This is a genomic window from Desulfovibrio sp., from assembly GCF_009712225.1.
In the GTDB taxonomy this organism is placed as follows: domain Bacteria; phylum Desulfobacterota; class Desulfovibrionia; order Desulfovibrionales; family Desulfovibrionaceae; genus Desulfovibrio.
Map to the genome: position 1 here is coordinate 154,970 of NZ_WASP01000007.1, position 5,753 is coordinate 160,722.

The 5,753-nt window shown below is 60.7% G+C and carries 5 protein-coding genes and 1 pseudogene; 4 read left to right on the forward strand and 2 right to left on the reverse strand.

Annotated elements, in window-relative coordinates; genetic code table 11:
* Nucleotides 1-134: 134 nt before the first annotated feature.
* Nucleotides 135-1,298 (reverse strand): radical SAM protein, encoded by a 1,164-nt coding sequence (locus F8N36_RS10410; protein WP_291332752.1) that lies wholly within the window; start codon nt 1,296-1,298, stop codon nt 135-137.
* Nucleotides 1,299-1,640: 342 nt separating this feature from the next.
* Between F8N36_RS10410 and F8N36_RS10415 the strand changes: the two genes are divergently transcribed.
* Nucleotides 1,641-1,928 (forward strand): integration host factor subunit alpha, encoded by a 288-nt coding sequence (locus F8N36_RS10415; RefSeq protein WP_022657574.1) that lies wholly within the window; start codon nt 1,641-1,643, stop codon nt 1,926-1,928.
* Here F8N36_RS10415 and F8N36_RS10420 read toward each other — a convergent pair.
* Nucleotides 1,925-2,143: a hypothetical protein gene (locus F8N36_RS10420; protein WP_291332746.1), complete on the reverse strand. Its 219-nt coding sequence runs from the start codon at nt 2,141-2,143 to the stop codon at nt 1,925-1,927. The genes F8N36_RS10415 and F8N36_RS10420 overlap by 4 nt on opposite strands.
* Here F8N36_RS10420 and F8N36_RS10425 point away from each other — a divergent pair.
* The 3 genes and pseudogenes from F8N36_RS10425 to F8N36_RS10435 all read left to right on the forward strand — a co-directional run.
* A complete protein-coding gene (locus F8N36_RS10425; protein ID WP_291332747.1) occupies nt 2,143-3,879 on the forward strand; it encodes an MBOAT family O-acyltransferase in 1,737 nt (578 codons plus the stop codon). The two genes, F8N36_RS10420 and F8N36_RS10425, sit on opposite strands and share 1 nt — an antisense overlap.
* 15 nt (nt 3,880-3,894) lie before the next feature.
* Nucleotides 3,895-5,127 (forward strand): hypothetical protein, encoded by a 1,233-nt coding sequence (locus F8N36_RS10430; RefSeq protein WP_291332748.1) that lies wholly within the window; start codon nt 3,895-3,897, stop codon nt 5,125-5,127.
* Nucleotides 5,128-5,138: 11 nt separating this feature from the next.
* Nucleotides 5,139-5,753 (forward strand): annotated as a pseudogene (locus F8N36_RS10435) (hypothetical protein); the annotation flags it as partial.

The window sequence follows — 5,753 nt, forward strand, 5'->3', positions numbered from 1 at the left end:
CCCGCCCGCCGTCGCCCCGGCGGGGGCCGCCTCCTTTTATGCGCCGGGCAAAACCGAACGGCGTCAGAAACAGGCACAGCCTGCGAGCAGGCGGCGGATTGCGGATGGGGATAGCCTTCGGACAAAAGGTAAAATCAGGGCCGGGACGAGATCAGCAGTATCTGAGGTTGCGTCTGCTCCTCAAAGGCTACCGCACGCAGGCCCAGAGCCGCCCACGCCGCGCGCAGTTCACCACGCGCACCCCAAAAGAAGCCTTGAACAGCCCGGGGTAGACACAGGGCAAAGCCATTTTCTTCCAGCCATTTCTGCCGCGCAGCCGAGGCCGTCAGCGCCTCGCGCACGGCCAGCAGCAGGGCACGCCCCTTTACCCTGCCGCCCAGTTCTCCATCCACCGGCCCGGCCAGCACGGCCTCGGCCAGGCCTTCCTCCGGCGCAAGCCCCATACGGATTACCGGCACGCCTGCGCGCATGGCCGCAAGCCAGCCCTGCGCCAGAGCATCAAGCGTTGCCTCCAGCGGCCAGGGCGCATAGCTGCCCTCGCGCCACATAGCGGCAAGCCCCGTGCCCTCAAGCACCAGGCAGGGATAAAAACGCAACATGTGCGCACCGGCAGCCAAAGCCGCAGGCACGTCATCGGCAAAATCGCCGGGTGTGTGCCCGGGCATGCCGGGCAAAAGCTGCACTCCAAGTTTCAGGCCAGCTGCCAGCACAGCTGCACAGGCCTCAAGAGCTGTTGCGCCGGTGTATCCCCGACGAGAAGCCGCAAGCGCGCGGTCGGCAAAACTTTGCACGCCCAGTTCCACCACGCCGCAGCCAGCGTCACGCAAACGCTCAAGTACGGCGGCATCTACCCTGTCGGGACGGGTAGAACAGCGAAACGTGCTGATCCAGCCCCGCCCCATGGCCTCGCGGGCCATGCTCAGGCAGGCGGCGAGCTCGTGTTCGGGCAGGGCGGTAAAGGTTCCACCGTAAAAAGCCAGTTCCGCCGGCGGCTGACCCGTTTCGTACCTTTGGCGCAGGTTTTGCCGCGTGTTATTCAATATCTCTTCAATGCTTTTGCCTGCCTGCGGGATTGAGGGCTGCCCGTTTGCAGCCTGCATGCCGGCAGCTTGCCCGGTTGCGGGCTGGTGCTGGCGGGCATCGGCCAGGCCGGTGTGCACAAGGCCCGTCTGCACATCCTGCGCACAAAACACGCAACGCACCGGGCACCCCCGAAAAGGCAAAAACACCGGCACAACGGCCTGACGCGCTGGCGACTGCCGGGGTGCCGTCACGCTCTCTCCGTAGCCCCACTGAATAGGCACCGATTCCTTGTGTAAAGAATCACAAAAATGCTGCAAATTCTCTGCATTATCGAGCGGGATACTCCGATAAAGGGGTGCGTTGGCGTCCACAAAATCGGGGGACAAAAACTTTTTTTTGCGGGGCATAAGTGCTCACTGACTGTGAAACGGTATGTGGAGCGCATCGGACGGAAATGGGCATGCAGGTGAAATTTTTAAAAAAACCTTGCTCTGCTTGTAAGTTGCGTGTATTTTACACAAAAGTTCCGTTCGTGTGAAGCTGACGACCATTGCTGCGGGGCATCGGGAACACGGGGTTCCATTAAGCCATACCAGCGCACTGCGCCGGAGAGCACTATGAAAAAAACACTGACCAAAGCGGACATCGTGGAGGCCATCTACGAAGAAACGGACAAGAACCGCGTAGATGTCAAGAACGTGGTCGAAAAACTGTTGGAGATCATGAAGGTCGCCATTAAAAAGGACCGGGCCCTGCTGATCAGCGGGTTCGGCAAGTTTGAGTGTTACGACAAGGCCTCCCGCAAGGGCCGCAATCCCAAGACAGATGAAACCATCACCCTGCCGCCGCGCAAGGTAATGGTGTTCCGGCTTTCGCGCAAACTGCGCGCAGAGCTGAACCCCTAGGCAAACTGCGGAGCCTCGGCAGCTAGCATGCCGGTAGGGGCGCGTGTGACGCGTTTCTTGTCGTGCGCGCTTTTTTCTTTGCCTTTTTTCAGCAGATTGCGTCCGCTGGCCTCTGGCGTCAAGCACGCCCGGCTTACCGAACGCACAGACTGAATGCCAACCCCACCGTTAATGATGGGGGGCTTGGCAGCACGCAAAGGCAAAGGATCCGGCATTGTTGCGCCGCCAGCGCTACGCAGCACACCCAACGCCGCGCCTTGCGGCAGAATACTGGCTGACGCCGAGCGGCGGGCATGTCCACGCCGCCCAACGGGAGTCGCGCATGCTTTTCAACTCGTATTCCTTCCTTTTTGCCTTTCTACCCCTGCTGCTGGTTTGCTGGCGATTGGCCCAGGGCTATGGCCCCACGGGGCTGGCGCTGGTGCTGCTGGCTTTCTCCACGGTATTTTACGGACTGTGGGGCCTGCCGTTTCTCATCATGCTGGCAGTGATCCTGGGCATGAACTACGCTTTTGCCCTTGCGCTGGCTGCACCAGATCCGGAACCGGCGCAGAGCGCCGATGCGCCGCAGGAGGCAGCCGGAACAGGGGATGAAGCCAAGGCCGAAAGCACCTGCATGTGCGGCTCGCGCAAGCAGAGCGGCTGCCGGTTCCGCCTGAGCCGCAAAGGCCTGCTGACCGTGGCTCTGGTGCTCAACCTGCTGCCCCTGCTGTGGTTCAAGTATTCTGCCTTTTTTGCCCAGAACATCGCCGCCCTGCTGCATGTTCAATGGCACTTTACCTCGCCGGGGCTGCCCCTGGGCATTTCTTTTTACACCTTTATACAGATTGCATGGCTGGTGAGCGTGTACCGCGGCCAGGTTACGCCCCAGGGCTTTACCCGCCACGCGCTGTTTTCCGCCTGTTTTCCCTATGTCATTTCTGGCCCCATCGTGCGTTACGAGCAGATGGGACCGCAATTTGACACGCTGGCCCCCACCAACGCAGAAAACCTGGCCCGGGGCTTTACCCTGTTTACCATCGGCATGGTTAAAAAGGTTTTGCTGGCCGACAGCATAGCCCTTTATGCCGACTCGGTATTCAACGCCGCCGAAAAGGCCTTTCCGCTCAGCGGCGGCGAGGCGTGGCTTGGTTCGCTGTGCTACACCTTCCAGCTGTATTTTGACTTTTCGGGTTATACAGACATGGCCATTGGCCTTGGCCTCATGCTGGGCCTCATGCTGCCGGAAAACTTTGATTCGCCTTACAAATCCACGGGCATTGTGGACTTCTGGCGGCGCTGGCACATCACGCTCAGCTCCTGGCTGCGCGACTTTCTGTACATCCCCCTTGGCGGTAACCGTCAGGGCCGGTTCATGCAGTACCGCAACCTGTTTCTCACCATGCTTATCGGCGGCGCGTGGCACGGCGCTGGCTGGACATTTATCGTATGGGGCGCGCTGCACGGTTCGATGCTGAGCATCAACCACTTTTTCCGCGCCTGCATCAAGGGCAAGGCGCTCGAACGCATTCTGGCCCTTACGCCGCTACGGTTGTGCTCCATACTGTTTACGTTTTTCTGCATCAACCTGTGCTGGGTTGTGTTCCGCGCGCTGACCATCGAGGGTGCGGGCCGCATGTACAAAGCCATGTTTGCGGGACCGTTTACGCGTGAAGCGGCGGGCCTGAGCGCAGCAACCGACGGACTCACCGGCTTTGCCGCCATGGTGGCGCGCTGGTTGCCCAACAACTACATTCAGGGCTGGATTCCATTTGCCCTTCTGCTGGTGAGCTTTTTTGTGGTGTGGGCCCTGCCCAACACGCACGAAATACTGCATGGCAGGCGCGACGGCACATTCCCCCGTCTCGCATGGCGGCCCACCGCCGCCTGGGCCACAGGTCTGGCTGTCATGGCCTTCCTGACCCTGATCCTGGTTTCGCGCAAGGCGACCTTCCTGTACTTCCAATTTTAACCACGCGTGAATGCCATGAACAACATTACAGAAGCCGCCTTTCTCAAGCGTTATTTTCTTGTGTTGCTGGGCCTGGTCCTGGCGGGATGCCTGTTGGCTGTTCCCTACACCGCGTGGTGGCTGCGCAGCAGCGGCGACGTGGCCGTGGAGCGGGCCGTTACCACACAGTCCAAGGGCAATTTTGCCGTGTTTGGCTCTGGTGTGTCGCAGGATTTTGTGGACTACAAGCTTCAACTCTATGCCAAGGTCAAGCCCGAAATTGCCGCCGTGGGTTCCTCGCGCGTCATGCAGTTTCGCGGGGCCTACTTTCGCAAGCCCTTCCTGAACGTGGGCGGCACGGCGGGCAACCTGCCCGTGCTGCGCTCGACCATCGACGCCATGCTGCAGATCCACAAGCCAGAGGCAGTGATTATCGGTCTGGATTTCTGGTGGTTCATGCCGCAGTGGAATGCCGACCCCTTCAAGGAAGAGCCCCCCACCAGCGGCTCGTACAACTATGGCTTTGACAGCCTCAAAAAACCCTGGACATGGCTGCTTGAAGGCAAGATATCGGCCAAGAACTTTATCGCGCCCCTGCTGCCCCAGTCCATGGGCGGGTTCCGCGACAACCGCTTCGGCACCATGGCCCAGCAGTTTGACGATGGCTTTGGCTCTGACGGATCGTGGTACTACACCGGCGAAAGCACCGGCCAAAAGCGCCCCTTTGACTACCAGTTCGAGGACACCCTCAAGCAGGTTCGCTACGGCACCAAGGCCTTCTTTCACGCCAAACCGCTGGCCGACAGCCGCGACCCAGGCGGCATAAGCTCTGCGCATCTCGATGCCTTTGCCGAAATCTACTGCCGACTCAAGGCTCGCGGCATTGCCACCTTTGTATTCATTTCGCCCCTTTCGGTGCGAGTGCTCGAAGCCATGCGCGAACGCGAAGGCGATTACCAGCACCTCTTCCGCCTGCGTGAGGCACTGCTGGCGCGCGGCATTGACGCGATGGACTTTACCGACCCGCGCACCTTTGCCTCCAGCGACTGTGAATTCTTTGACGGATTCCACGGCGGCGAGGTAACATACGCACGCATGCTGCGGGATATGGCCGACCGCTGGCCCGCCTTGCTGGGCTATGTGAATATGGATAGAATAAATGCCACACTGCGTGACTGGCGTGGGTATGCGCTGGTTCCTGATGAGCGGTTGACAAGCCGCCCGGAAGTGGACTTTATGAACTTTAATTGCCCCAAACGTAAACCGTAAGGAACACCAGCATGTTTCTTCGATGGGGCGCGGCGTGCAGCCGCGCCCATCTTGTTTCAGCCTGCAAAACGGCGCTTGTGTGCGGCCTTTCCCTGGCCCTTGTCTTGCCTCATGGCCTGGCGTTCGCCGCAGCAGACTCCGTGTTTGTTCAGGGCACCGACGCAACCAACGGAGCAGCGCCCACATCCCCCACACTCGGTGGGCAGGCCAACCCCGGCTTCACTTCGCCGACGCTCACGCCACCTCTGCAGGCTCCCACAGTGCAGACGCCAACCGTCCAGACACCTTCTGCACCTGCGCCCGCCAGCCCCGGCGCACCGCAGGTCACCCCCCTGACCGCCCCCGGCGTGCCAGCGCCAGCACAGGCGCAGCAGCCACAGAATCCGCCGGTACAAGGTGCAGCCTCCCCTGCCGCTCCCGCGGCGGCAGGCCCGCCCGTACAGCCTGTGGCCCCCGCGGCGGAAGCCCCCAAAAAGCCAGAGGCTCCGGCCAAGGAAAAAAATTCCAAAAGCCGCAGGGACAAAAAATCCAAGAAGGGCCAAAAGGAAGAAGAACCGCAGCAAAAATCTGCCGCGGCTGAAGAAGCCCCCACGCCCAAGACGACACCCCCAGCGCCACAAAAAAAC

What these genes read in the sequence shown, in the direction of transcription:
- F8N36_RS10415 (WP_022657574.1), top strand. Translation starts at nt 1,641, where the DNA reads ATGAAAAAAACACTGACCAAAGCGGACATCGTGGAGGCCATCTACGAA.
- F8N36_RS10420 (WP_291332746.1), bottom strand. Translation starts at nt 2,143, where the DNA reads ATGCCGGATCCTTTGCCTTTGCGTGCTGCCAAGCCCCCCATCATTAAC.
- F8N36_RS10430 (WP_291332748.1), top strand. Translation starts at nt 3,895, where the DNA reads ATGAACAACATTACAGAAGCCGCCTTTCTCAAGCGTTATTTTCTTGTG.